Genomic DNA, 23,249 nt, shown 5'->3' on the forward strand with positions numbered 1-23,249 from the left:
CGACCTCTCCAGAGCACCACGGATTGGCAGCGGTGCGAGATCATCCTGGACGTGCCACCGACCGCGACACGGATCGTCTTCGGGGCCATTCTGGCCGGATCGGGTTCGTTGTGGATGGATGACCTGGCGCTCACGGCGGCAGACTCCGCCGCGACGCCGACCGGCCAGGTACTGGGTGCCCGCCCGGAGACCGCTTCGGGTGCCGACCTTCCTGCCGAGCCTCACAATCTCGACTTCGAGAGCGCCGGCGTTCCGATCCCCCCGGCTGCCCCACCCCGCATGTGGGAATCGCGGCAGCTGACAACTCGCGGCCTCGCCAACCTCACGGCTTTCGCCCGCCTCCTCGGCTACGTCCGGTTCTTCCACCCTTCGGAAGCCGGCCGCGTGACGAACTGGGATCAATTCGCGGTACGAGGGATCTCCGCGGTAGAAGGCTCACCGACGCCGGACAGCCTCGCCGTCGCGCTGCGCGCCGTCTTTCACGACGTAGCTGCTACCGTGGTCGTGGCGCCAAGCAACCGGATCGCCGCGGCACGCCGAACCGCGCCGCTCGCCAAGCCCGCCGATGCTTCGGATGCCGGGGTCGCGTACTGGCTGCACTACGGCATCCAGCTCGGCCCGAATGCCCCCGGGCCTTACCGGAGTCGCCTCCGCATCGTCCCCGCCGGCGCACCCGATTCACTGGCTCCCAGCCCCGACGCCGCCATCGAGGCGACGCTCGGCGGCGGCGTGAGCGCGCGTATCCCCCTGGCGCTGCGTGTCGCGGTGCCATCGGGCGGCGCGGACGACAGGGAGCGGAGCCCCGGCCCGGATCCGGCCAGCGCGCGCTACTGGGCAGAGGATCGCGCCGCGCGGCTGGCCGACGTCGTGCTCCTCTGGGCTGTCATGCAACATTTCTATCCGTACTTCGACGTGGTGCGCACGGACTGGACCGCCACCCTCGAACCCAGTCTTCTCGCAGCGGCCGCGGATCCGACGGCCGCCGCCTTCGAGCGCACGCTCCGACTGATGCTCGTCGCACTGCACGACGGCCACGGCGGCGTCCGGCCGGCGGCGCGCTCGCCTCTCGGCGCGGCACCCGTGGCGCTCGATTGGGTCGAAGATCAGCTGGTGGTCAGCGCAGTCGCAGATTCCACGCAGGACACGGTGCGTCGCGGAGACGTGGTAGTCACCGTCGAGGGACGACCGGCGGCGCAGGTCGTCGCCGAGCGCATGGCCGGGATACCGAGTGCCACGCCCCGCTGGGCGCGATTCCGGGCCCTACAGGACTTGAGTTTGGGGTCCCCGGACTCCGCCTGGCACGTCGGACTGCGGCACGCCGACGGCCAAGAGACGTTGGTCGCGCTGGCGCGAGTGATCAGTCGACCGCGGCTGGATCCGGAGCCACGGCCGGCACCGGTAGCCGAGCTTCGGCCCGGCGTCATGTACGTGGACCTCACGCGCATCGCGGACAGCACGTTCGAGGCGGCCGTGCCGAGACTGGAGGCAGCGCACGGCATCGTATTCGACATGCGCGGCTATCCGAGCCGGCTCAACACGCCGCGCGTCCTGGCGCATCTCAGCGACTCGACGATGCACTCAGCGAAGTTCGAAGTGCCGATCGTGACCCGGCCCGACCGGGAGGGCGTTCGTTACCTCGAAGGCGGCTGGCCCGTGCCGCCGGCCCAGCCTCGCTTCCACGCCAGGGTTGCCTTCCTGACGGATGGTCGCGCCATCAGCTATGCCGAGACCACCATGGGCATCGTCGAAGCGTACCACCTGGGGGACATCGTCGGCGACGCCACCGCAGGAACGAACGGCAACGTCAACCCTTTCACCCTGCCCGGCGGGTACGCGATCTCCTGGACCGGGATGCGGGTCCTGAAGCACGACGGCACGACGCACCACGGCGTGGGCATTCTGCCCACCGCGCGGGTGCAGCGTAGCTTGCGAGGCGTCCGCGAGGGACGGGACGAGGTGCTCGAAGCGGGCGTGCGGCTGGTGACCGGCGCGTCGCCGAACCGTTAGTCAGGCCGGATGTTCCGGTTCAGGCGGAAGACGTTGGCCGGATCGTATTTCTGCTTGACCTCGCGCCGCGCGTAGCGCGGCCCGTAGGCGGCGGCCACGGGGTCGCCAGCCTCGTCGTCGCCCCGGTAGTTGACGTAGCGCCGTTCGGCCATGAAGGGCCTCATCGCGTCGAAGATCTTCCGCGCCCAGGCCACTCATTCCTCGTTCTGCTTCGGGTCGAGCCACTGCGCGACAAGCAGCAGGGTGTACCGGAGTGCCGCTGGGGGAACGCGGTGTCGGTGACGCCGGCCCGCGTCACGGCGCCGTGGAGGTGCTCGAGGCGCACCGCGCCGAGCGGCGCGGGGCACCCACGGAAGGCGGCCACCATCGTGTCGATCGCCTCGTCGGTGAGGGTCGCCAGGAAGGTCGACCACGAGGTGCTCGCTCTCATCGCTGCCATGAGCCGACGCACGCCGCTCTAGCAGGCGCACGGCGCTGTGCCACCTAACATCAACCGCTTGTAGCAGTCGGCCCGGCCGGCCGCGCCGGCAGGTGTCTGTTGCGGCTCGGATGAAGTGTTGGCGCGGCCGAAGCGCCGGGCCGCAGCTAAAGCGCAACTCGTTAGATGCCACCCAAGACCCACTATCTTGACGGTCCGCTGCGGTCGGCCTTGACCGCGGGCGTGGGTTGTCATACATTGTAGGACATGAAGAGCGCGCTCACTATCCGCCTCGACCGAGAGCTGCAACGGCGCCTCGATCGACTGTCGAAGCAATCCGGGCGGACTCGCAGCGAGATCGTACGCGACGCCCTCCGGCGGCAGCTTGCCCTGCTCCAGTTCGATCAGCTACGCCGCCAGGTCGCGCCGTTCGCTGAGGCGCGCGGCTACCTCACCGACGAGGACGTCTTCCGCGACATCTCGTGAAGGTCTGCCTCGACTCGAACGTCCTCGTCAGTGCTTTTGCAACCCGGGGCCTCTCGGCCGATGTGTTGCGGATTGTGCTCGCCGAGCATGAGTTGCTGGTACCTGAGGTGGTGTTGGCGGAAGTCCGAAAGGCGCTTGAACAGAAGTTCCGTCTCCCCGCGCAGGTCGTAACCGGCATCGAGCAACTGCTGCGCGATCAAACCGTCATTCCGAGGCCGCGCAAGCCATCAACCGTCCCGGTTCGTGACCCGGACGATGCTTGGGTCCTGGCATCTGGCATCGCGGGGGCGGCCGATGTCCTCGTTACCGGCGACAAGGACCTGCTGGTTGTCGCGTCGAAGGCGCCGCTACCAATCGAGTCGCCGCGCCAGTTCTGGGAGCGACTCCGGGGGCAATCGGGTGGCACCTAACTAGCGCTTGAACTTGTCGAGCCGGCTGGCCGCGCTGGCGCATTTGCTGTAGGTTATTCAGCAACAGCGCACCAGCGCGGCCAGAACGCCGGCTCGCAGGTTAAGCGCACTTCGTTAGGTGGCAACTGCTTATCCGCTTGCCTCCACGGAGCCCGGGCCAGCGGAACTTGGAGGGGCACCGGCCGACAGGGACCGCTACTGCTTGGGGCTTGTGGAGCTAACCGGATAAGCAGAAGGTGGCATATGACCGCGTTATCGCTGGGGAATGCGTGAGATCGCTTATAGTCGATGACTGCTTTCGACCCAGAGCGGGCATTGAAGCGTGGACTTTCCGTAGGCTCCTCGGGAGGGAGGCGGAGGGGGCATTAGAGTGGTTCCGAACGTAAAGGGGATTGCCCGGGTCGGCGGCTACTGGATGCTCTTCGGCCTCGGGTTCCTTGCGGTGGGGCTGTTAATTTTGTATGTGTGTCTGGCATCGCCATTGCCGCCCCCCGGGTGCACGACCGGTAACGTCGCTACCTTCGGCGGCGTGCTCGCGCTCCTCGGAGCCTTGTTCATGTGCGTGCGCTGCGGCGTCATTGTCGACCGGCAGCGACTCACTGTTACGACCTGGTGGGGGCTCCTCGTTCCGTTTCACAAGACCGAGCATCGCTTCTCGCAAAGCCATCATGTGACCCTGTCGCGCGAGGAGCGGCAAGCCGGCAAACGAACCTATGAAGTCTTTCCGGTGAGGCTGGAAGGCCCCGGCACCGATGCGATTACGCTTCACGAGCCTCGCGATCACGACAAGGCGCGCCACCTCGCCGAGGAGATCGCCAAGTTCGTCCACCTCGGGATCCGGGACCGGTCCTCGGGAGAGGAAGTCGCGCGCGAGGCCGGCGCGCTCGACCAGTCTTTGCGGCAGCGCGTGAAGCGTTCGCGCCGGTCCCTGCCGCTTCCCGCGCAGCCGCCGCAAGCAAGGGCAATTTTCGAATACGGCGGAACCCGGGCGCCCACCACGATCGAGATCCCGCCTGTCGGCCACAGCGCGCGGGAGTTTCGGCTGATGATCTTTTTAGCGTGCTTTGGCGCCCTCTTTGGTGAACTGGTTAACTACAACGAGTGGGGCATGGAAATCGGCGTAATGGGGCTGTTCGGTTTCTTGTTCGTTCTGGTTATTTTCCTGCCGCTCTTAATTCGCAGCGCCATCGTCCGAGAGCGCCTGATCGTCTCGCCGGACGACCTCGTCGTTACCCAGCGCGATATCTTCGGCACGAAGACGACTCGGCTGACTTCCGGCGAGATCGAGGAAGTGGAAGTAATCCAGGCTAAGTACGGAATGTCCGGCGGCTTCGCGGTCATCGGCGGCGGCAAGGGCCGCGTCGCCATCCGTAGCGATCACGGCTCAATCGAGCTGGGTGCAGCGCTCTCGAATCCGGAGGAGGTCAAGTGGCTAAGCGATGTCCTCGTTCATGTCCTGACCTCGGTTTCCCGTGATGCCGGCGGTAACGCCCGCGCCTGACCGATCGTAGGCATTCCACGTGACATCCGCGAATTGGCTGCCACCTAACTAGCGCTGAGCCTGTGCGAAAACACCGTTCTGAGCACCCCTAAGTTGTTGATTTACAACGCTGCCACTGCTGCCAAAGTGGCGTTTTCACACGGGCTCCGCTTGAACCTGTCGAGCCGGCTGGCCGCGCTGGCGCCCTTGCGGTAAGTTATTCAGGGAACAGCGCACCAGCGCGGCCAGGACGCCGGCTCGCAGGTTAAGCGCCATTCGTTAGGCAGCAACGGTCCGGAGCCACCCCTTGCCTGTATCACGGATACCGTTATATTAGCAGGGTGACCTCCCTCCGGCGGCGCCTGTGATTGTGTCCTTCGCCGATGCCGGCAGCGAGGACATCTTCAATCGCCGGGATACCAAGATTGCGAGACGCACCTGCCCGGCCTCGTTGTGGCCTGTGGCGGGCCGCAAGCTGGATCAGCTGAACGCTGCGGTCAGCCTCGGGTCGCTGCGTGTCCCTCCCGGTAACCGCTTGGAGGCCTTGCGCGGCGACCGGGCGGGGGAGCACAGCATTCGCGTGAACCAGCAGTATCGGGTCTGCTTTACGTGGACCGAGGCCGGCCCTGAGCGTGTAGCGGTCGTCGACTATCACTAGGAGCAGGTATGGTTCGAATTCCTTCGCATGGAGCGCCCACGCACCCTGGCGAGATGCTGCTGGAGGAGCTCCTCAAGCCGTTGGGAATGACGCAGCGTGAGCTGGCCGCCCGGCTTGGCGTGTCGTACCCACGGATCAACGAGCTCATTCACGGCAAGCGTGGCGTCACGCCGGATACCGCCTTGCGGCTAGAGCAGTTGTTTGGTATGGAGGCTCAGTTCTGGCTGAATCTTCAGCTTGCGTGGGATCTCTACCACGCGGCGCGCTCGCCGGCCGCCCGGACCATTCGTCGCATCAAGCGGCTCCGGCGCTCGCCGCGGTCCCGGGTTGCTGCCTAACAATCGCGTGAAGTTGACGAGCCGCGGCGCGGCGCGCATACCAAGGTGCGGTTGTGGCGCTCTTGGGCGCCGCGCCTCGCAACTTACGTGCGGTCGTTAGGCGGCAACGCTGATCGGGGGGCGATACCGCATGCTCCAGCTTTGGCAAGTAATCGGGCTCGTGGTCGTAGCCGTCCTTCTGGTCGTGCTCGCAAGTCGTGTCCGCAGCGCACACCGCTCGGCCGGACCGCAGAACTCGTTGTGGTTCGATGTCGGCGGTCACGGTCAGCATCACCACAGCCACGGCACCGAAGGCTCGTCCCACTAACTGTACCACGTGGTCGTTCCCTTGGAGCCTTCCGTGAGCCAACGAACAAGGCCTCCGTAGTCACTGAGAGACAGCCTGTGGCGTAGGTCGTTCGCAAAGCTGTTGGCGCCCCCGGTGAACCCCGACGTCGTGACGAGCTCGGCTACCTCTGTGGTGACCTGAGAACGATTCGCAGATTCCCTCCTTCCCATTGGATGGTCGCACTGGCGGCATGCACCACAACCCCCGGCAACTCAAATCTCAACTCACGGACCTCCTGACCGGTCAGCGCCACGCCACCGGTCGCCCTCACTGCTTCCTGGGGAGAGATGGCCCTCGGTAACCGGAACCGGATCAGCTTGCCCTTCTTGTCGTGGAGGAGGGGCGTCGGCTCCGTCTGCGCGACCTCGGAGCCGTCCGGGAAGTGGGCGCGGATGGGGATCTGCGCGTAGATGGTTCGATCCGAATCTACGACTGTGATGCCGAAGGGGGTGAAGGCCAGCGCCACTCGTGGAGTCTCAAGGGCTCCGTAGTCCACGATGATGCCGGTTCCGACGCCATGCTCGATGCGCGCCAGCACCGTGTCGATCCGGGCTCGACCTTCGTCCGCGAGACGGCTCTTCGCGGCAACCAGTGAATCGAAGTCTCTGTCCCGTCGCGTTTCCTCCAGCGCTCTGCCCAGCTCGCCGGCAGCGGCACCAATCGCGCCCACTGCGAGATCCGTGAGGGACACCTCGGGTTCGACGATTCTGTCCTTCCAGTTCGTGGAGAGCCGGTCGAGCAGGGCGCCGATCGCCATGCCCGAGTAGTACAGTCTCATGCGCAGGGGGGCGGTGCCATACGGGTCGTTGTTGACCAAGACCTCGCCCCGCATGTGCTGGAGCATTCTGTCGACGAGTTGGGAGCGTCGGGATGCCAAATTGCCGTACCCGCCGAATCCCTGAACCCACCACATCTCCGGGCCAGGGGTTCGACCTTCGAGCAATTCGAGCAGCCGGTACTCCGCGTACTTGGCGAGACCTTCGCTGAACTCCACTCCGTTCTCGTACTCGATGGCTTCCGGCGGGAGCACGGATCTGCGCTGCCGTCGCAGCGCCAACCATCGCACGACGGCGGACCTGAATGCCGTGTCGGATGCGGCTCGCAGGGCTGCCGCCAGCGCCGCGCCCTCCTGCGCAAACCCCACATTGTTCGCCACCGAGAGCACGGGGTAGTGCAGCAGGAGCATCTCGTTGGCACCCTTCGACGGGGCCACACGCCCCTGGAAGACGTGGAAAGCCTCGTGAACGATGAGTGTGAGCTGGTCGTATGGATCGATCGCCAACTGCGAGAAGCTGAGGTCCGGCGGTCTCTCGGCTGGAGGTCGCGGGGCCTCCATCACACCGCGGAGCTGCTGCCTCAGGTTGGACAGGGCATCGGCAACCACCAGCGTCCGGACTCCCTCGACGTCGCGCGACGTGTTCTGGCCGTCGTACTGGAGGAACCCGGGACCGTCCCGCACCAGGATGCGTCCTCCCGGAAACCGCACCGGCCCATCATAGACGACGAAGCCCGCAGGTGGTCGGGGGTGATTGATGAGCACATCCTGCTCGCCGGGAAGGTAGAGGAGGATCGGGGTGTCCGAGGCATCCCAGCCGCGCCAGATGGGGTTCTCCCGCCCGGCGATTAGACGCCACACCTCCGCTGCTTCGACGATCAGCCGTGGGTCTACCCGAAGCACAGCTCCCGGCGCTCCGGGCAACTGGCTCGCGCTTGCAGCCACACCTTGGGCAATCGTGACTCCAGGAGCCAGCAGGAGGAAGGCCGTCGTGAATGGCAGTACCCGTCGCGTCATGACACACCTCACATGCAGCGGTTCACGGCCGAGTGGTACGGGGTTACGCGACCGCCGCCTCCCGAGATCATCCGGTGGGCGCAGCGTCTCAGAGGACTGGATGCCGGAGCGACGGGCAGCGTTGCAGGGCCGAGGGCGCAACCGGTCTCAGAGCCGCCGACTAAGGTCTGAGACCGCGGAGCGGTCACCCTCTTGGCCGCTCCACAGCACAACTTCGGCACAATGCGAAGCCGCCGGCCGATGGAGCGCTGGGGCTAACAGATTGCTGGGCTTGATGTTAGGAGTGGCCAGGGACGGAATCGAACCGCCGACACGCGGATTTTCAGTCGCCGACAGGGCTTTCCTCGTGAACCCCTTGAGGTCTCCCGCAGTCACCAAGCCTATCCGACAGTAGCAGACAAGATTCTGGGCCGTCCCCGCCTGTCCCGGTAAGGCTGATCCTGTCCCGCCCCACTATCCGCACCAGTCTGCGGGCTCCCCTGCGCAGCCCGTTGCTCGTCCTCCGCCTCGTCCTCCTTCAGGAACCAGAGGAGCCGAGAGAACTTGGTTCAGCCTCTCGCTGAAGTTTGTGTTTTCGAGATGTTTTCCGCTGACGGGCTGAAGCGACTCAGCCCAACTTGCGGCCTCAACCTGGGGCTGGCACTGGTCGGGCGCCGTCGCCACGGAATGCCGGCTGCTGGCTCAACCGCACCGCGGTCACCTTAAACTCGAGGCTGTACTCTCGCACCTTCCTCGGCCCCGGCCGTGCCACAGACACCCCCTTGTTAGATGGAAGTGTCTACGAAAGTGAGGGAGGTTCCCGGGCCGGCTGGACGCGCTGGCGGCGCCCGCGCCGAGCTTCTATGCTAGAGACAGTATTCAGAGGCGCGGGCTTGCCAGCGCGTCCAAGACGCCGGCCCGCAGCTTAAACCCATCGCGTTATACGGCGCCGACGAGTCATCGCGACGAGAGAGAACCGGAGGCGAGCGAGCCGTGAACTATGACACAGATAAGGTCGACGAGGCGGTGCTCGCCCTCATGTACCTCAACCTGCACGAGGGCTCAGGAGGTACGCGCGCGTGGAAGGGTTTCGACTGGGACGCGCTTGGGCGCCTCCACCAGCGCGGGATGATAGCGAGCCCTCGTGGCAAGGCGAGATCGGTGCTCCTTACGGCCGAGGGCCGGAAAGCTTGCGAGACCGCATTTGCCAGGCAATTCGGCGCCGTCTAACTTGCGCTGAGCCTGTGCGAAAACACCGTTCTGAGCACCCCTAAGTTGTTGATTTACAACGCTGCCACTGCTGCCAAAGTGGCGTTTTCACACGGGCTCCGCTTGCAGTTGACGGGCCGCCCGCCGAGGTTGGTGCAGCCGCTGCGCACGGAGTGGGCGGCCCGCAACTGAAGCGCTATCTGTTATGCAGCCAGCGATCACCAACAGCGGGAGGTGTCCGTGCCTCGGATTCGGTACGCGGTGGCGATCAGTTTGGATGGCTATATCGCAGGGCCCAAGGGCGAAGCCGACTGGATCCTCATGGATCCTGACATCGATTTTCGCGCCTTATTCGCGCAATTCGACACATTTCTCATGGGGCGCCGCACCTTCGAGGGAATGGCGGGCGCAGGTGGCCCCGGGGCAGCGGGCGGGAAGACCTTCGTCTTCTCTCGCAGTCTGCGGCCGCTGGACCATCCGGACGTGACGATCATCGCTGACGTGTCACCAGCGACGGTCGCCCCCATTCGGGCGCAAGCAACGAAGGACATTTGGCTGTTCGGTGGAGGACTCCTGTTTCGGAGTTTTCTGGACGCGGGGCTCGTGGATACGGTGGAGGTCGCGGTCATCCCAGTGCTCCTCGGCGGCGGGCTCCCGCTTCTTCCACACCCAGCCCATCAGGCGAAGCTCGCGCTGACCGGCCACCGAGTGTACAAGACGGGCATTGTCTCCCTGGAGTACGCCGTGACAAAACTGGCTGCCTAACTAGCGCTGAGCCTGTGCGAAAACACCGTTCTAAGCACCCCTAAGTTGTTGATTTACAACGCTGCCACTGCTGCCAAAGTGGCGTTTTCACACGGGCTCCGCTTGAACCTGTCGAGCCGGCTGGCCGCGCCGACGCTCTTGCGGTAAGTTGTTCAGGAACAGCGCAGCGGCGCGGCCATGACGCCGGCTCGCAGGTTAAGCGCACTTCGTTAGACGGCGGCGATTGACCATCACGAGCGAGTGGTGCAAGCTTCGGCGGTGGACTTTCGGATACTCAGCCGGATAACCAACGTCGAGACCATCGCATCCGGTCGCGGCATCCGTGAACTCAAGCGCCTTCTGCGGGTGTACGGGAGGGCTCGGTGGCGCAAGCGGAGGGGCGTTGCCACGGTCGAGCTCCAGGACGGCGCGGTTCGGCTCGCCGAGTTACATTGGTACGAGGCGTCAGGAGTGGGTCGCAAGGAGTTCAAGATCAAACACTACCTCGACTAGGTCTAACCGCAATGGCCGCTGCTCGCAATTTCGTTCTGTGCCTTCGCAATGGTGGCTACGAGGTGTCCCTCGAGCCCCGGAAACTCTATCAGGCCATACCCGACCGCCACGCCGCGGCACACGGACAGCTGCGCGTTGTCGACGAGTCGGGCGAAGACTATCTCTATCCTAAGTCGCTCTTTGCTCCCATCAAGCTACCGCAAGCTGTTCGCCGCGCCGCTTTCGCCGCCGTCTAACTAACAGTTGTAGCTGACGAAGCGCCGCGTCCGCGCCGTGCGCCGTGGCGTTTGTGGGCTGCCTATCGTATGCTCAAGGCAGCTTCCCGCCGGTGGCCGTTCGGTGCGCACGCGGCACCGTGCCCGGCGGCACTTCGCAGCTAAACTGTACTCGTTAGGTGGCACACGCTGAGAACCAATGTGCGAGTCGCGACCGGGCTGTTCGTCCTCGCCCTTGCTGGCTGTCATCGCGCAGCGAGCACTTACAGCGAGACATCGCCTACCAGAACTTGCGCCGGTCGTCTAGTCCTGGAATTCACCAATCGTTTAGTGGAACCAGTACAGGTTGGCTGGATTCCCGCAGGCGATTCTAGCACCGTCTCTGTTGAGGTAGGCCCGACCTGGCTCGGTACCATCGGCCGGGGTACTGCGCGCTATGCGGTAATGGGACCGGGGTACGTGATCTTTCGCACGGCGAACCCCTCTGGGCTCACCGGAGAGCACCATGATGTGACCCACCGTCTGCTCTGCGTCCAAGGCTAGTAGCAGGGAGCGAGGCGGTTAGAGCCCGAGGTGTGCCACCTAACTAGGAATTGAACCTGTCGAGGGCCGGCTGGCCGCGCTGGCGGGTGCACTCGCCAAGCGTTATCGTAGGCTACGTAGGGCCAGCGCGGCCAAGGCGCCGGCTTGCAGCTTATGCACTATGCGTTATACGCATTAGCCGATTCGGTTGGTGGTGTGATGCAGATTCGGCGGCTAGAACCCTCAGACCGCGAGTGGTCGAACGCGCTGGTCGGCGCCCATTTCGGCTCGTCACGCGTCGTCTCACGCGGTCGGCTGTACGACGCGACTGCCCTTCCCGGGTTCATCGCGATGCATGACGGTGTCCCTGCGGGCCTGCTCCAGTTCCGGATCGCCGGGAGCACCTGCGAGGTCGTGGTCCTGGTGGTCGAACGGCCCCGCGAGGGTGTCGGCACTGCCTTGCTGGACTCGATGCGGGAGGCGGCTCGCTCCGCCGGTTGCTCTCGTCTGTGGCTCGTCACGACCAACGACAACACGGTGGCGCAGTCGTTCTATCGGGCTCTCGGCTGGCGGCTCGTGACGGTCCACAAAGGGGCCGTGACGCGCTCGCGCGTCCTCAAGCCGGAGATTCCTGAGTTTGGCGCAAACGGTGTGGCGATCGAGGACGAACTTGAATACGAACTGTGCGTAAGTCGCGTATAACAAGAGCTTGAACCTGACGCGCCGAAGGTGGTCATACTCTGAAAGCGCGCGGCGCGCAGGTTAAGCTCAACACGTTAGCGTGCAGCAAAGAACAAAGTTGGTTTCGGGAAGAGCGGCATCGTCTCAATCATTCGGCCATCGGTCCGCTGCGCCAGGGCAGCCGCAGCTTTGGATGCACGCGGCGGCGCCCCACCATGGTGGCGATCGGCACATGGTTGAGAGCGGCGCGATCTTCCCAGACGCTGGTTTCGTTCTGGGCGCCACCGCGCCGCAACTTAAGCCCATGTCGTTCGGCGGCCTAGGAACGGTGAGAATGACCGACACTCAGCAGGAGATTCAAATCCGTGGCGCGGTGCTTGATGACGCCGAAGCGCTCGTCAGCGTTCTCAACCCAATCATCGAAGCGGGAACCACGGCACTCGATACGATGCTGACGGTTGCTGACGAGCGCGACTACATTGCGAGCTTGCCAGAGCGAGCGATCTTTCTCGTCGCGGCACGGGCGCTCGACGGAACGCTCGTCGGGTGCCAAAGCGTGGAACCGTTCACGACTGGGGGGACGCACGCCTTCGATCACGTTGGGGTGATGGGGACCTACGTGGCCGTGGGGCACCAACGGCGGGGGATTGGGCGGCGATTGTTCGAGGCGATGTTCGAGCAGGCGCGGCGCAAGGGCTACGAGAAGATCTTCACGTATGTGCGTGCGGACAACACGGCAGGGATGGCGGCGTACCTTGGGCAGGGATTTCGGGTCATCGGGACGGCTGAACGACATGCGAAGATCGATGGACAATATATTGACGAGGTGCTCATCGAGCGGTTTCTACCCGACTGACTGCCTACGGGTCGAAGCAAAACGTACAGCAACGGCCGCCGAACCAGCGCTTGCACCGGAGGCCGGCGCAGCCGAGGCCTCATCCTTCGTCCGGTATCGTTGCGCCGGCCCGGTGAACTTGGTCGTTCGGCGGCTTGCCGCGGCGTGACTGTATGGTGAATGAACTCGGGCATGTTTGCGAACTTGTGCGGTATCCCGTCAAGTCGATGGCTGGTACCGTGACGGAGTCGGCATTTCTCGGGTGGCACGGTCTCGATGGTGATCGGCGCTTCGCCTTCCGGCGCTTGGGAGATGACAGCGGTTTCCCGTGGCTTACCGCGAGCCGCGTCGCTGAACTCCTTCTGTACCACCCGTTCGGTCTCGACGAGAGTACCGGCGAGCCCCTGCCAACTCACGTACGCACACCGGTCGGAACGCACGTGGAGCTTCGCAGCGTAGAGCTCCAGAGCGAGGTCGGCGAGCGTTTTGGGAGCAGCGTGGAATTGATGAGGCTCAAGCACGGGATCTTCGATGAAGCCTCGGTATCGGTGATTAGCCTGGCGACCATTGCTGGCATCGGTGGCGAGGCGGGAGTGGACCTCGATCGCAGGCGCTTCCGAGCCAACATTGTGCTTGAGACTCGCGGCCGCGAGCCGTTTCTCGAGGATGGGTGGGTTGGCGGGACACTGGTGTTCGGCAACAGCGAGCCAAGGCCAGCCGTGAGCGTGACGGTGCGCGACGTGCGATGTATGATGATCAACCTCGATCCGGACACGGGCACACAAGACGCGCGGGTGCTGAAGACAGTCGTCCGGCTGAACAAGAACAACGCGGGCGTCTATGGAACGGTGGTGCAAACCGGTACAATCCGCGTTGGCGACCCAGTGAGCCTCGTATTGGACGCGCGGCGCTAAGACGAGCGTTTGACGTTTTCGCGCCGCCGAACTAGCGGTTGCACCGGACGCGGCGCAGCGGAGTCTTATTGGTTCATCGAGTGCGGCCGCGCCGCGCCGGTGAACCTGGGCGTTAGGCAGCAACCGACGCTGCGACCTGATTTGTGTCGCCGGACTGGCCCGTACTACGCTGTTGGGGTCTTACGACCAGCCTAGGCTCCACTTCCTCGGTGCGTCCGCGCTGGTGCTTGGCTCGCTGCTCATCGGCATGGCAGGCTACGCCCACTTCGAAGGCCTGGCTTGGCGGGATGCCTTTCTGAATGCCGCGATGCTGCTTGGCGGTATGGAGCCGGTTGAATCGCCTCAGACCGCTGGGGGCAAGCTCTTCGCCGGTCTTTACGCCCTCTACGCTGGTCTCGTGTTCCTCGTTGCGGTGGGTATCGTTTTGGCGCCGGTCGTCCATCGGCTGCTGCACCGGTTCCATTGGGACGCTGACGGCTGACCGGGACGCCCGCGGGCCGCGCGACCGTGAGCGGTCCCCCGCGCTCAGGCACTTGCGGACGAAGAGGACTCGGCCCAGGGACCCGCGGAGGGGCACGACGGGATCCTCATCGTTCGTGGTGGTGGCGGCGTCCGCGGTAGGAACGGTATTCGCTACCAGGCCGGGTTGTCCGGCAAGAACGTCGGAGCCAAAGAGCTCTCGATGAACGTCGCGACGATCCCGCCCGGCGGCGTCGCATATGCCCACGTTCACGTGGGCTTCACGGAACCCGTTGTGGCGGTCGTCGCGCGGTCCGACCCAAGTGAGTGGGAGAACATCATCCCGTACGAGCGAGGCGCTCATGGCTTGCCGGGGAGCGGCGACGGCGTTACGCTGACTGGCGTGGACGCCCAGGATCCCACCTCAGGAGCTTAGGGAATGTCGAAGAGCGACGAACAGCGAATGGCTGCTTTGATCAGGAAGAATGCCGCCAAGGTCGCACAGGCCAAGGCCAAGGTGCAGCGCAACTACGATAGCACCTTGCAGCCACAACCGGACGACGATCCGGAGTTGAGGGCCTTCTTCTCGGAGATGAAGAAGCGCGAGTTCTAGGGCTATCCTCAGCGCTCTCCCCGCACCACGACGTGACGAAGGGTTAGATTCAAGGTGCGCACCCGGGTCTGGTGGCTCCCCGGCGTCGGCATCACTCTCACGTCTGCGAGTCTTCCATGAGCAGTTACAAGGTCGAGCAACGGCGCCTGACGCTTCGCGGGCGCGAGTTCCACTTCGTGTCTTACGAGGGGCAGCCCGCCAACGCAGCTCGGAAGCAGGACGCCATCCTCCCAACCTGGTTCCTCATGAACGGGGGCAAGCGTTGGGCGGTCATCCCGCACCAGGCTGGGCAAGAACCCGTTGAGTTGGACGGGCAGCTGACCCGCTGGCTGGAGGCGCATCTGTTCGACTGAGTGACCGGAGGTCGCGGGGCGATCGAGGCGCCGCGACGACCGCACACCTCAACCAGGAATACCGCGATGTCCGTTATGGTGGTGGGAAGGCCGGAGGCGGACGAGTACGCGCCGTTCTACGCTGATTACGTCTCCCGGGTCCCGGAAACCAACCCCATCGAGGCCATGTCCGCGCAGATCGGACAGACGACGGCGCTGCTCGGGCGCGTTGCGGAAGCCGAAGCGGGCGCGCGGTACGCTCCCGGCAAGTGGAGCGTGAGGGAGGTGGTCGGCCACCTGGCGGACGCGGAGCGGATCTTCTCGTATCGGGCGCTTCGAATCGCGCGGGGCGACGCCACGCCTCTGCCAGGCTTCGACGAGAACGCGTACGTCCCGGCCGGACGGTTCGACGAGCGCACGCTGGCCGATCTGGTCAGCGAGCTGGCGAACGCGCGCCGCTCGACCCTGGACCTGTTCCGAAGCTTCGGGGAAGCAGAATGGCGCCGCCGCGGCATCGCGAGCGGCAAGCCGATCAGCGTGCGCGCCTTGGGTCGCATCATCCCTGGCCACGAGCGCCATCACGTGGAAGTGCTCGGAACGCGCTACGGCCTTCGCGGCTGACGTCGCTGACACTCCGGCGGACGGAACGCTAGCCTGTGACGTGATGCTCTTGCAGCTGGTCCGACCGAAGCCTAGACCATCCGGAGCTTCCAGCGTCCGCGCCGGAACAGCACCGCGCACGCGATCGCGACGACGAATGAGATAACGCCGTTTCGGCGCCGGCGGCGAGTCCCTCGCGGCCCGATGTTCGCGATGCAGACTTGGCCAACAGGCGCTCCTCTCCGTAGCCTCATCACTCATCTACGCCTCGGCTTCGGACCTGGTGAAGGAACCTTCACGACAGCGTTACGCGTTCCTCAGACAGGAAGTTGACGCGATAGTTAGTTTGCCTGACGAAGGGACAACAGGGAAAGGAGCCTCACATGACGTGGCCATTCGCGGACCGCTGGGACCGCGCGCTGACATACGAGCAGTTCGTCAAGGAATCGAAGGAGCACTGCGCCCTCTGGACGGGCGTTCACCGCGCCGCGCGCATCCCGGACTGGGCGAGCGAGCGCGTGGCGGAGCTGGGCGAGCGCTTCCGCGTCGTCGTGCTGGCCGAAGACTGGTGTGGCGATGCGACGAACACGGTGCCCGTGCTCGCGAAATGGGCGGAGCTGACGCCCAACGTGGAGTTGCGCATCCTCCGGCGTGACGAGCATCCGGAGGTGATGCAACGCTACCTCACCGACGGCACGCGCTCGATCCCGGTCGCCATCGTCCTCACCGAAGCGATGGATGAGATCGGCTGGTGGGGTCCCCGGCCCGCGGAGCTGCAGGAGTGGGTGAAGGAGCAGCGCCGCGCCGGCCGGACCAAGCTGGACTTCTACCCCGAGGTCCGGCGCTGGTATGCCAAGGACAAGGGGGAAACGACGCTCCGCGAGCTGTTCGAAGTGATGTCGCGCGTGCGCGTCTAGAGGTTCGCGGCGAGCAGCAGCCCCGCCGCCGTGCTCGCCCCGGCGGAACCGACGTGCAGGAACGTCGCCCACCGCCCGCCGTTGCGTGCAGCGGCCCGCGCGAGCGCGGCCACCGCGACCGACACGCCGAGCATTCCAAGCATCGTCCCCATCCCGAACGCCGCGAAGTACGTCGCCTGAGCGGCGCGCGTCGGCGCTGCCGCCACCAGCAGCACCACGATCGCGCCGCTGCCCGCCAGCCCGTGCGCCACGCCGAAACCGAACGAGCCCCCGATGTCGCGCGCGCTCGGTCGAGGACCCGCGCCGCTCATCCGCAGCAACACGCTCAGGCCCAGGATGATGAGAAGGAAAGCGACCGTCAGGTCCACGGCCGGCTGAAAGGCTGGCGGCAGACGGAGATCGGCGAGCATGATCGCCGCCACGACGACGCCCACACTCGCGGTATGGCCGACGCCCCAGGAGAGGCCCAGACGGGCGGCATCGCGCAGGGCGCCTTGGCGCATAGCTAGTGTCGAGACAGCGGCGAGGTGATCCGGCTCGAACGCATGCCGCAGCCCGAGGACGAAGCCCACGCCGAGGACGGTCAGCGTAGCGTTCACGGCCGCACGATAGGTGCCCGATCGTGAAGAAGGGCGGACGCCAAGTATGAAGACTTCGAGCACCGGCTTTCCCGATTGTGTTGCTGGTGGACGGTGGTACCTGGGGAATGAACCTGCTGCCGGTCATTGAGGACGCCGGCGCGCTGATCATGGTGGACGCGATTGACGCCGGCGCGCCGGCGGGGAGACAGATTGTCCTCGAACGCGACGATTTGCCCCGGTACTTAGGGGTGAAGCTGTCGCCACACCAGATTGACCTGCGCGAAGTGCTTGCCCTGGCAGAACTTCGGGGCACGCTCCCGGAGCGCGCGGTGGCCTTCGGAGTCCAGCCGCAGCGGGTAGCGATGGGCACGGAGCTTGCCCCCTTGGTGGCCGTGGCCTTGGACGAGCTGGTGAGGCGCGTGGCGGACCGGCTCGGGGCCTGGGGGTACGGGTGCAGGCGGGTCCGGGCGGCGGCGCATGCATGAGCTGAGCATCGCGTTGGAGGTCTGCCGTATCGCGGAAGAGCGACTCGGGCGCGAGGGATGCGCCGCGGTGCGGGAAGTGGCGGTCGAGGTCGGCGACGACGCGGGGGTGGAGCCCGAGAACCTCGCGTTCTGTCTCGAGGCGGTGCTCGCCGATCCGCCGTTCGGCCGCGCACGGCCGGTGATCCTGCGGCGTCCCGGCGACGCTCTGCACGTCGCCTACCTGGAGGTTGACGATGGCGGTCCGGACGATCGAGGTCCGTGAGAGCGTGATGGCGAAGAACAACGAGCTGGCGACCGAGGTGCGGCGCCGGCTGCGGGAGGCGTCCGTCACGGCGCTCAACCTCGTTAGCTCGCCCGGCTCGGGGAAGACGCTGCTGCTCGAGCGCACGGTTGAGACGCTCGGCGAGGAGCTGGGCATCGCGGTCGTGGCCGGCGACGTGCAGACGCAGAACGACGCCGACCGCATCGCCAGCCGCACCAACCGGCTGGTGCAGGCGGTGGTGACCAACGGCGCCTGCCACCTCGACGCCCGGCAGGTGCTTACCGCGCTCGAGGCCATTGACCTCGCTGCTACACGACTGCTGATAATCGAGAACGTCGGCAACCTCGTGTGCCCGGCGAGCTGGGACCTCGGCGAGGACGCCAAGGTGGTGCTGTTCTCGGTGACCGAGGGCGAGGATAAGCCTCTCAAGTACCCGAAGATGTTCCGCCAGGCGAGCGTCGCGGTGCTGAACAAGATCGATCTGCTGCCGTACGTGCCGTTCCGTCTGGAGCGCGCGATGGAGTTCGCTCGTCAGGTCAATCCGGAGCTGCGGTTCTTCCATACCTCAGCCCTCACGGGCGAGGGGCTCGACGCGTGGTACTGCTTCCTCCGGCAGCGCGTGCGGGCCCTCGCGCCGGCATGACCGCCGGAGAGATCGCGACCGTGCGCGCGGCCGAGCTGCTGCGCGTCACCGGCCTGGTGCAGGGGGTCGGGTTCCGGCCCTTCGTGCACCGGGTCGCGACGCGGTACGGCCTGGGCGGGTGGGTACGCAACGGCGCGGGCGAGGTGTCCATCGCGGCGGAGGGCACGCCCGAGGCGCTGGAGGCGTTCGTCGGCGCGCTGGAGCGTGAGGCGCCGCCGCTCACCCGCATTGCGCGCATCGCGCGGGAGCCGTGCGCGCCCGAGGGGCGCACCGACTTCGCGATCCTGCTGAGCGCCGTCGAACCGGACGGCAGGCTGCCGGTCTCGCCCGACGTAGCGTTGTGCGCGGCATGCGAGCACGAGCTGATCGAGCCGGGGGACCGCAGGTTCCGCTACCCGTTCATAACCTGCACCGACTGCGGCCCGCGGTTCAGCGTGATCGAGGCGATGCCGTACGACCGCGAGCGCACGTCCATGCGCGCGTTCGCGATGTGTCCCGAGTGCCGGCGCGAATACGAGACCCCGGGCAACCGGCGCCACCACTCGCAGACCAACAGCTGCCCGGCGTGCGGCCCGCGGCTCTGGCTCGAGCACGCGGACGGGCGGGTGCTCGAGCGGCACCGCGCCCGCGCGATCGAGTCCGCCGCCGCCATGCTCCGGGAGGGGCTGATTGTCGCGGTGCGCGGCCTGGGTGGTTTCCACTTCGCGGTGGACGCGACCGACGAGGCGGCGGTGCGCCGGCTGCGCGCGCGCAAGCGCCGCGATGCCAAGCCGCTGGCGGTGATGGTGGGATCGCTCGACGAGGCGCGCGCGGTGGCGCATGTGGGCGCGGCCGAGGCGGAGCCGCTCGGCTCGCCCGAGCGGCCGATCGTGGTGCTCCGGCGCCGCGCCGAGGCGCCGCTCGCGGCGGCGGTCGCTCCGGGGCTGGACACCGTCGGCCTGATGCTCGCCTACACGCCGCTCCACTTCCTGCTGCTGGAGTGCGCGCGGCGGCCGCTGGTGATGACCAGCGGCAATCTCAGCGATGAACCGATCGCGACGTCGAACGACGAGGCACGCCGCCGGCTCGCCGGGATCGCCGACTCGTTCCTGCTGCACGACCGCGAGATCGTGGCGCGCTACGACGACTCGGTGGTGCGCGTGGTGACCGGCGCGCCGGTGTTCCTGCGCCGCGCGCGCGGCTACGCGCCGCTTCCGTTGACGCTGCCCGTCGCGTCGCCGGTGCCGCTGGTCGCCGTCGGCCCGCACCTCAAGAACACGCTCACCCTGGCGCACGGCGCGACGGCCTACGTGAGCCAGCACGTCGGCGACCTCGAGGACCTGGAGACGCTCGAGCACTTCACGGCGGTGTACGATACCTACCGGCGGCTGTTCCGCATCGAGCCCGAGGTGGCGGTGCGGGACCTGCACCCCGGCTACCTCTCGACCCGGGTGGCCGAAGAGCTGGGCCTGCACCGGGTGCTCACGGTGCAGCATCACCACGCCCACATCGCGGCGGTGATGGGGGAGCACGGGCTCACGGACCGCGTGGTGGGCATCGCCTACGACGGCACGGGCCTGGGCGACGACGGTGCGGTCTGGGGCGCGGAGGTGCTGGCCGCGGACCTCGGCGGCTACCGGCGCCGCGCGCACCTGCGCTATGCGCCGCTGCCCGGCGGTGATCTCGCGGCGCGGCGGCCGTGGCGCGCGGCCCTGGGCTTCCTGTCGCTCGCGCCCCAGGAGGCGCCCGCCTTCGCCCGCGCGTTCGACGGCGTGGATGAGGCCGAGCGGGCGGTGGCGGTGCGGCAGATCGCGCGGCGCCTCAACGCGCCGGCGGCCTCCTCGATGGGCCGGCTGTTCGACGCCGCGGCGGCCGTGCTCGGCCTACGCCTCGTGGCAGACTACGAGGGCCAGGCCGCGATGGAGCTGGAGGCCATGGCCGGCGCGCACGGCGCGGCGCCGCTCCCGTTCCCGGTGGAGCCCGATGGCGAGGACGGCTGGCTCCTCGACCCAGTGCCGCTGCTCGCGGAGCTGGGCCGACGGCTGGCGCGGGGCGTAAGCGCGCCGACGCTGGCTGCCGCGTTCCACGAGAGCGTCGCGGCCGCGACCGCCGAGGTGGCGCAGAAGGTGTGCGAGGCCGAGGGGCTGCAGACCGTCGTGCTGGGCGGCGGGTGCTTCCAGAACGCGCGGCTGTTGGCGTCGGTGCGCTGGCGCCTGGAGGCACGGGGGCTCGCGGTCTACGCGCCGCAGCGCCTCTCGCCCAACGACGGCGCGATCAGCTACGGCCAGGCCGCCATCGCGGCGGCGATCCTGGCGGGCGAGCGCGCCGCGGCTCACGCGCCGGACGCGCGACTCGGGAGGTCAGTATGTGCCTAGGAATCCCCGGCCGGCTGGTCGAGCTGAAGGACGACGAGGGTCTGCGCACCGGCGTGGTGGACTTCGGCGGCGTGCGGCGCGATGTCTGCCTCGCCTACGTCGCGGACGAAGTGGGCCTCGGCGACTACGTCATCGTCCACGTGGGCTTCGCCATCAGCAAGGTGGATGAGGAGGAGGCGCGCCGCACCTTCGAGGCGCTGCGCGAGATGAGCCAGCTCGACGAGCTGGAGTGGATGCGGGAGGTCGCGGAGCGCGGTCTCGGCTCGCTGCCGGGCATGGTCGCATGAAATACCTCAGCGAGTATCGCGATGGCGACGTTGCGAGAGCCCTCATGGCGCGGATCCGGCGGACCGCGACGCGGCGGTGGGTGCTCATGGAAGTTTGCGGCGGCCAGACGCACACCATCGTGAAGCAGGGGATCGACGACCTCCTGGACGGCGCCGTCGAGATGATCCACGGCCCCGGCTGTCCGGTGTGCGTGACGCCGCTGGAGCAGATCGACAAGGCGCTGCGCCTCGCCGCGCGGCCGGACGTCATCTTCACCTCGTTCGGCGACATGCTGCGGGTGCCCGGCAGCGAGTGCGACCTCCTCCAGGTCCGCGCCCGGGGCGGCCAGGTGCGCGTCGTGTACTCGCCGCTCGACGCCGTCGAGCTCGCCCGGCGGAATCCGGGCAAGCAGGTCGTCTTCTTCGCGGTTGGGTTCGAGACCACGGCGCCCGCGAACGCGATGGCGGTCTGGCGCGCGCGCGAATTGGGCGTCCCGAACTTCAGCGTGCTGGTCTCGCACGTCACCGTGCCGCCGGCGATGACGGCGCTGCTCGGGTCGCCGGACAACCGCGTGCAGGCCTTCCTCGCCGCGGGTCACGTCTGCACGGTGATGGGGTGGACCGAGTACGAGCCGATCGCGGCGAAGTACCGAGTGCCCATCGTGGTCACCGGGTTCGAGCCGGTGGACATCCTCGAGGGGATCATGATGGCGGTGCTCCAGCTCGAGGAGGGGCGGCACGAGGTGGAGAACCAGTACGTGCGCTCGGTGCGCCGGGAAGGCAACCAACCCGCTCAGGAGCTGGTTTCGCGCGTCTTCGCGCTGGTGGACCGGAAGTGGCGCGGGATCGGGGAGATCCCGCGCAGCGGGCTCGGCCTCGCCGAGGAGTTTGCGGCGTACGACGCGGAGCGGCGATTCGAACTCGCCGACATCACCACCGCCGAGTCGCCGCTCTGCCACGCCGGCGACGTGCTCACCGGGAAGCTGAAGCCCAGCGCCTGCCCGGCCTTCGGCACGCAGTGCACGCCGGAGCAGCCGCTCGGCGCGCCGATGGTGTCGTCGGAGGGCGCGTGCGCCGCGTACTACAACTACGGGCGCTTGCGGGCGGCAGCGCCGCTGGAGGTGTGACATGAGCGTCGGCACCCTGGCCACGAGCGCGCTCGTCTGCCCGGCGCCGTCGGTCGCCCACGACCGCGTCCAGCTCGGCCACGGCTCGGGCGGGAAGATGAGCGCCGCGCTGTTGCGCGAGCGCTTCCTGCCGCGGTTCGGCAACGCGATCCTGAGCCGCCTGGGTGACGCTGCGGTCGTCGGCATCGGCGGCGCCGAACTCGCGGTCTCGACCGACACCTTCGTCGTCTCGCCGCTCGAGTTCCCAGGCGGCAACGTGGGCTCGCTCGCGGTGCACGGTACCTTGAACGACCTCGCGATGATGGGCGCGCGGCCGCTGTACCTCGCCGCGGGCTTCGTGCTGGAGGAGGGGCTGCCGTTCGACGTGCTCGATCGGATCCTCGTCGCGATGAGCGAGGCGGCGCGCGAAGCCAACGTAGAGATCGTCACCGGCGACACGAAGGTGGTGGAGCGCGGCAAGGCCGACGGGGTGTTCATCAACACGACCGGGATCGGCCTGCTCGATGGCGGGTTCCGGCCCGGACCCGAGCGCGCCCGCGCCGGCGACGCGGTCATCGTGAGCGGCCCGATCGGGCGGCACGGCATCGCGATCATGGCCGCGCGCGAGGGCCTCGAGCTCGAGGTGCAGGTCGAGAGCGACTCGGCCACGCTGTACCCGCTGGTCGAGCGCCTGCGCGAACGCTGCGGCGACGGGATCTCCGTCATGCGCGACCCTACCCGCGGCGGCGTGGCGAGCGCGCTGAACGAGATCGCCGCGGCCTCCCGCGTCGGCATCGCGCTGCACGAGGACGCGCTCCCGATCCCGGGCCCGGTGGCCGCCGCATGCGAGCTGCTCGGCTTCGACCCCCTGTACGTCGCCAACGAGGGCGTGCTGCTCGCGTTCGTGCCCGGCGCGCTCGCGGACCAGGCAGTCGAGGCGCTGCACACGCACCCGCTCGGCCGGGAGGCGGCGCGGATCGGCCACGTGGTGGACGACCATCCCGGCATGGTCGTAATGCTCACCGCCATCGGCGGGACGCGCGTCGTGGACATGCTGCCGGGCGACCAGCTGCCGCGCATCTGCTGACCGGTTCCTGATCGA

28 protein-coding genes are annotated in these 23,249 nt (G+C 67.1%); 25 read left to right on the forward strand and 3 right to left on the reverse strand.

Going from position 1 to position 23,249, the window contains the following annotated elements:
• Positions 1-2,007, forward strand: a 2,007-nt coding sequence (locus tag Q8Q85_04010) for a S41 family peptidase (protein MDP3773409.1), incomplete at its 5' end; no start/stop codon positions are given.
• Here the strand turns inward: Q8Q85_04010 and Q8Q85_04015 are convergent.
• A complete protein-coding gene (locus Q8Q85_04015; protein ID MDP3773410.1) occupies positions 2,004-2,201 on the reverse strand; it encodes a BBE domain-containing protein in 198 nt (65 codons plus the stop codon). The two genes, Q8Q85_04010 and Q8Q85_04015, sit on opposite strands and share 4 nt — an antisense overlap.
• Positions 2,202-2,285: 84 nt before the next feature.
• On the opposite strand from Q8Q85_04015, the gene Q8Q85_04020 reads away from it, so the two are divergent.
• The 6 genes from Q8Q85_04020 to Q8Q85_04045 all read left to right on the forward strand — a co-directional run bounded on the left by Q8Q85_04020 (position 2,286) and on the right by Q8Q85_04045 (position 5,797).
• A complete protein-coding gene (locus Q8Q85_04020; GenBank protein MDP3773411.1) occupies positions 2,286-2,468 on the forward strand; it encodes a hypothetical protein in 183 nt (60 codons plus the stop codon).
• A gap of 224 nt (positions 2,469-2,692) precedes the next feature.
• Positions 2,693-2,911 (forward strand): ribbon-helix-helix protein, CopG family, encoded by a 219-nt coding sequence (locus Q8Q85_04025; GenBank protein MDP3773412.1) that lies wholly within the window; start codon positions 2,693-2,695, stop codon positions 2,909-2,911.
• Positions 2,908-3,321 (forward strand): putative toxin-antitoxin system toxin component, PIN family, encoded by a 414-nt coding sequence (locus Q8Q85_04030; GenBank protein ID MDP3773413.1) that lies wholly within the window; start codon positions 2,908-2,910, stop codon positions 3,319-3,321. Before Q8Q85_04025 ends, Q8Q85_04030 begins: the two co-directional genes overlap by 4 nt.
• Positions 3,322-3,691: 370 nt before the next feature.
• Positions 3,692-4,822, forward strand: coding sequence for a hypothetical protein (locus Q8Q85_04035; protein MDP3773414.1), 1,131 nt, complete (start codon positions 3,692-3,694; stop codon positions 4,820-4,822).
• 349 nt (positions 4,823-5,171) lie between these two features.
• Positions 5,172-5,459 (forward strand): type II toxin-antitoxin system RelE/ParE family toxin, encoded by a 288-nt coding sequence (locus tag Q8Q85_04040; protein MDP3773415.1) that lies wholly within the window; start codon positions 5,172-5,174, stop codon positions 5,457-5,459.
• 8 nt (positions 5,460-5,467) lie between these two features.
• Positions 5,468-5,797, forward strand: coding sequence for a HigA family addiction module antitoxin (locus Q8Q85_04045; GenBank protein MDP3773416.1), 330 nt, complete (start codon positions 5,468-5,470; stop codon positions 5,795-5,797).
• A 449-nt stretch (positions 5,798-6,246) separates the two neighbouring features.
• Here Q8Q85_04045 and Q8Q85_04050 read toward each other — a convergent pair whose 3' ends face one another.
• On the reverse strand, positions 6,247-7,803 hold the full coding sequence (locus Q8Q85_04050) for a hypothetical protein (GenBank protein MDP3773417.1): 1,557 nt from the start codon (positions 7,801-7,803) through the stop codon (positions 6,247-6,249).
• A 1,542-nt stretch (positions 7,804-9,345) separates the two neighbouring features.
• Here Q8Q85_04050 and Q8Q85_04055 point away from each other — a divergent pair.
• The 11 genes from Q8Q85_04055 (at position 9,346) to Q8Q85_04105 (ending at position 16,450) form a co-directional block, all read left to right on the forward strand.
• Positions 9,346-9,870: a dihydrofolate reductase gene (locus Q8Q85_04055; protein ID MDP3773418.1), complete on the forward strand. Its 525-nt coding sequence runs from the start codon at positions 9,346-9,348 to the stop codon at positions 9,868-9,870.
• Between the two features lie 243 nt (positions 9,871-10,113).
• Positions 10,114-10,362, forward strand: a complete 249-nt coding sequence (locus tag Q8Q85_04060; protein MDP3773419.1) for a hypothetical protein — start codon at positions 10,114-10,116, stop codon at positions 10,360-10,362.
• 911 nt (positions 10,363-11,273) lie between these two features.
• Positions 11,274-11,801 carry a GNAT family N-acetyltransferase gene (locus Q8Q85_04065; GenBank protein ID MDP3773420.1) on the forward strand — a complete coding sequence of 176 codons (528 nt, stop codon included), beginning with the start codon at positions 11,274-11,276 and terminating at the stop codon, positions 11,799-11,801.
• A gap of 211 nt (positions 11,802-12,012) precedes the next feature.
• Positions 12,013-12,636, forward strand: a complete 624-nt coding sequence (locus Q8Q85_04070) for a GNAT family N-acetyltransferase (protein MDP3773421.1) — start codon at positions 12,013-12,015, stop codon at positions 12,634-12,636.
• A 152-nt stretch (positions 12,637-12,788) separates the two neighbouring features.
• Positions 12,789-13,529 (forward strand): MOSC domain-containing protein, encoded by a 741-nt coding sequence (locus Q8Q85_04075; GenBank protein ID MDP3773422.1) that lies wholly within the window; start codon positions 12,789-12,791, stop codon positions 13,527-13,529.
• A gap of 223 nt (positions 13,530-13,752) precedes the next feature.
• The gene (locus tag Q8Q85_04080; protein ID MDP3773423.1) at positions 13,753-14,010 is read left to right on the forward strand and encodes a hypothetical protein; all 258 of its coding nucleotides are present in this window, start codon (positions 13,753-13,755) and stop codon (positions 14,008-14,010) included.
• Between the two features lie 201 nt (positions 14,011-14,211).
• Positions 14,212-14,424, forward strand: coding sequence for a hypothetical protein (locus Q8Q85_04085; GenBank protein MDP3773424.1), 213 nt, complete (start codon positions 14,212-14,214; stop codon positions 14,422-14,424).
• Between the two features lie 3 nt (positions 14,425-14,427).
• On the forward strand, positions 14,428-14,601 hold the full coding sequence (locus Q8Q85_04090; protein MDP3773425.1) for a hypothetical protein: 174 nt from the start codon (positions 14,428-14,430) through the stop codon (positions 14,599-14,601).
• Positions 14,602-14,717: 116 nt separating this feature from the next.
• Positions 14,718-14,954 (forward strand): hypothetical protein, encoded by a 237-nt coding sequence (locus Q8Q85_04095; protein MDP3773426.1) that lies wholly within the window; start codon positions 14,718-14,720, stop codon positions 14,952-14,954.
• Between the two features lie 66 nt (positions 14,955-15,020).
• Positions 15,021-15,554: a DinB family protein gene (locus Q8Q85_04100; GenBank protein MDP3773427.1), complete on the forward strand. Its 534-nt coding sequence runs from the start codon at positions 15,021-15,023 to the stop codon at positions 15,552-15,554.
• Positions 15,555-15,916: 362 nt separating this feature from the next.
• Positions 15,917-16,450, forward strand: a complete 534-nt coding sequence (locus Q8Q85_04105; GenBank protein ID MDP3773428.1) for a thioredoxin family protein — start codon at positions 15,917-15,919, stop codon at positions 16,448-16,450.
• Here the strand turns inward: Q8Q85_04105 and Q8Q85_04110 are convergent.
• Positions 16,447-17,049 carry a hypothetical protein gene (locus Q8Q85_04110; GenBank protein MDP3773429.1) on the reverse strand — a complete coding sequence of 201 codons (603 nt, stop codon included), beginning with the start codon at positions 17,047-17,049 and terminating at the stop codon, positions 16,447-16,449. The genes Q8Q85_04105 and Q8Q85_04110 overlap by 4 nt on opposite strands.
• An 86-nt stretch (positions 17,050-17,135) precedes the next feature.
• Here Q8Q85_04110 and Q8Q85_04115 point away from each other — a divergent pair, with 86 nt between their 5' ends.
• Genes Q8Q85_04115 through hypE form a run of 7 tightly spaced genes read left to right on the forward strand, consistent with a single transcriptional unit; the run spans position 17,136 to position 23,234 of the window.
• Positions 17,136-17,516, forward strand: a complete 381-nt coding sequence (locus Q8Q85_04115) for a hydrogenase maturation protease (GenBank protein ID MDP3773430.1) — start codon at positions 17,136-17,138, stop codon at positions 17,514-17,516.
• Positions 17,509-17,778, forward strand: coding sequence for a hydrogenase maturation nickel metallochaperone HypA (locus Q8Q85_04120; GenBank protein ID MDP3773431.1), 270 nt, complete (start codon positions 17,509-17,511; stop codon positions 17,776-17,778). The genes Q8Q85_04115 and Q8Q85_04120 overlap by 8 nt, the downstream gene beginning before the upstream one ends.
• A complete protein-coding gene (gene hypB, locus Q8Q85_04125; GenBank protein ID MDP3773432.1) occupies positions 17,750-18,421 on the forward strand; it encodes a hydrogenase nickel incorporation protein HypB in 672 nt (223 codons plus the stop codon). Before Q8Q85_04120 ends, hypB begins: the two co-directional genes overlap by 29 nt.
• Positions 18,418-20,775: a carbamoyltransferase HypF gene (gene hypF / locus Q8Q85_04130; protein ID MDP3773433.1), complete on the forward strand. Its 2,358-nt coding sequence runs from the start codon at positions 18,418-18,420 to the stop codon at positions 20,773-20,775. The genes hypB and hypF overlap by 4 nt, the downstream gene beginning before the upstream one ends.
• Positions 20,766-21,062, forward strand: coding sequence for a HypC/HybG/HupF family hydrogenase formation chaperone (locus tag Q8Q85_04135; protein MDP3773434.1), 297 nt, complete (start codon positions 20,766-20,768; stop codon positions 21,060-21,062). Before hypF ends, Q8Q85_04135 begins: the two co-directional genes overlap by 10 nt.
• Positions 21,059-22,168 carry a hydrogenase formation protein HypD gene (gene hypD / locus Q8Q85_04140; protein ID MDP3773435.1) on the forward strand — a complete coding sequence of 370 codons (1,110 nt, stop codon included), beginning with the start codon at positions 21,059-21,061 and terminating at the stop codon, positions 22,166-22,168. Before Q8Q85_04135 ends, hypD begins: the two co-directional genes overlap by 4 nt.
• A gap of 1 nt (position 22,169) precedes the next feature.
• Complete coding sequence (gene hypE, locus Q8Q85_04145; protein MDP3773436.1) at positions 22,170-23,234, forward strand: hydrogenase expression/formation protein HypE; 1,065 nt, start codon at positions 22,170-22,172, stop codon at positions 23,232-23,234.
• Positions 23,235-23,249: the final 15 nt, after the last annotated feature.

The organism is Gemmatimonadales bacterium, assembly GCA_030697825.1.
Classification (GTDB): Bacteria; Gemmatimonadota; Gemmatimonadetes; order Gemmatimonadales; family JACORV01; genus JACORV01.

Excerpts from the sequence above, each read along its gene's own strand:
- Q8Q85_04120 (MDP3773431.1), top strand. The coding sequence starts at position 17,509 with ATGCATGAGCTGAGCATCGCGTTGGAGGTCTGCCGTATCGCGGAAGAG.
- Q8Q85_04045 (MDP3773416.1), top strand. The coding sequence starts at position 5,468 with ATGGTTCGAATTCCTTCGCATGGAGCGCCCACGCACCCTGGCGAGATG.
- Q8Q85_04105 (MDP3773428.1), top strand. The coding sequence starts at position 15,917 with ATGACGTGGCCATTCGCGGACCGCTGGGACCGCGCGCTGACATACGAG.
- Q8Q85_04135 (MDP3773434.1), top strand. The coding sequence starts at position 20,766 with ATGTGCCTAGGAATCCCCGGCCGGCTGGTCGAGCTGAAGGACGACGAG.
- Q8Q85_04095 (MDP3773426.1), top strand. The coding sequence starts at position 14,718 with ATGAGCAGTTACAAGGTCGAGCAACGGCGCCTGACGCTTCGCGGGCGC.
- hypB (MDP3773432.1), top strand. The coding sequence starts at position 17,750 with ATGGCGGTCCGGACGATCGAGGTCCGTGAGAGCGTGATGGCGAAGAAC.
- Q8Q85_04075 (MDP3773422.1), top strand. The coding sequence starts at position 12,789 with ATGGTGAATGAACTCGGGCATGTTTGCGAACTTGTGCGGTATCCCGTC.
- Q8Q85_04100 (MDP3773427.1), top strand. The coding sequence starts at position 15,021 with ATGTCCGTTATGGTGGTGGGAAGGCCGGAGGCGGACGAGTACGCGCCG.
- Q8Q85_04065 (MDP3773420.1), top strand. The coding sequence starts at position 11,274 with ATGCACTATGCGTTATACGCATTAGCCGATTCGGTTGGTGGTGTGATG.
- hypD (MDP3773435.1), top strand. The coding sequence starts at position 21,059 with ATGAAATACCTCAGCGAGTATCGCGATGGCGACGTTGCGAGAGCCCTC.
- hypF (MDP3773433.1), top strand. The coding sequence starts at position 18,418 with ATGACCGCCGGAGAGATCGCGACCGTGCGCGCGGCCGAGCTGCTGCGC.
- Q8Q85_04085 (MDP3773424.1), top strand. The coding sequence starts at position 14,212 with ATGAACGTCGCGACGATCCCGCCCGGCGGCGTCGCATATGCCCACGTT.
- Q8Q85_04025 (MDP3773412.1), top strand. The coding sequence starts at position 2,693 with ATGAAGAGCGCGCTCACTATCCGCCTCGACCGAGAGCTGCAACGGCGC.
- Q8Q85_04070 (MDP3773421.1), top strand. The coding sequence starts at position 12,013 with ATGGTTGAGAGCGGCGCGATCTTCCCAGACGCTGGTTTCGTTCTGGGC.
- hypE (MDP3773436.1), top strand. The coding sequence starts at position 22,170 with ATGAGCGTCGGCACCCTGGCCACGAGCGCGCTCGTCTGCCCGGCGCCG.
- Q8Q85_04090 (MDP3773425.1), top strand. The coding sequence starts at position 14,428 with ATGTCGAAGAGCGACGAACAGCGAATGGCTGCTTTGATCAGGAAGAAT.